At 57.0% G+C, this 237-nt stretch carries 1 protein-coding gene; it reads left to right on the top strand.

Annotated features, from left to right (window positions below; genetic code table 11):
* Positions 1–237, top strand: a 237-nt coding sequence (locus AAEZ22_RS18610) for an AMP-binding enzyme (RefSeq protein WP_502935274.1), incomplete at both ends; no start/stop codon positions are given.

The raw sequence follows: 237 nt of genomic DNA, 5'->3' as shown, positions 1-237 counted from the left end.
ATATCCGCCTGGTGGACCGCAAGAAAGACATGATCCTGGTCTCGGGTTTCAACGTGTACCCCAATGAAATCGAGGACGTGGTTGCCATGCACCCTGGAGTTGCCGAAGTGGCGGCCATTGGTGTGGAAGATGCGGTAAGCGGGGAGAAGGTCAAGATCATCGTCGTGCGCAAGGACCCGAACCTGACACAGGAGCAGATTCTTGCGCACTGCCGAGAGTACCTCACGGGGTACAAGC

Origin of the sequence: Pseudoalteromonas sp. 20-MNA-CIBAN-0454 (assembly GCF_040308685.1) — a bacterium.
GTDB lineage: Bacteria > Pseudomonadota > Gammaproteobacteria > Enterobacterales > Alteromonadaceae > Pseudoalteromonas > Pseudoalteromonas nigrifaciens.
The sequence above is the reverse complement of the archived record's forward strand: the minus strand, read 5'-3'. Positions and strand labels throughout refer to the sequence as shown.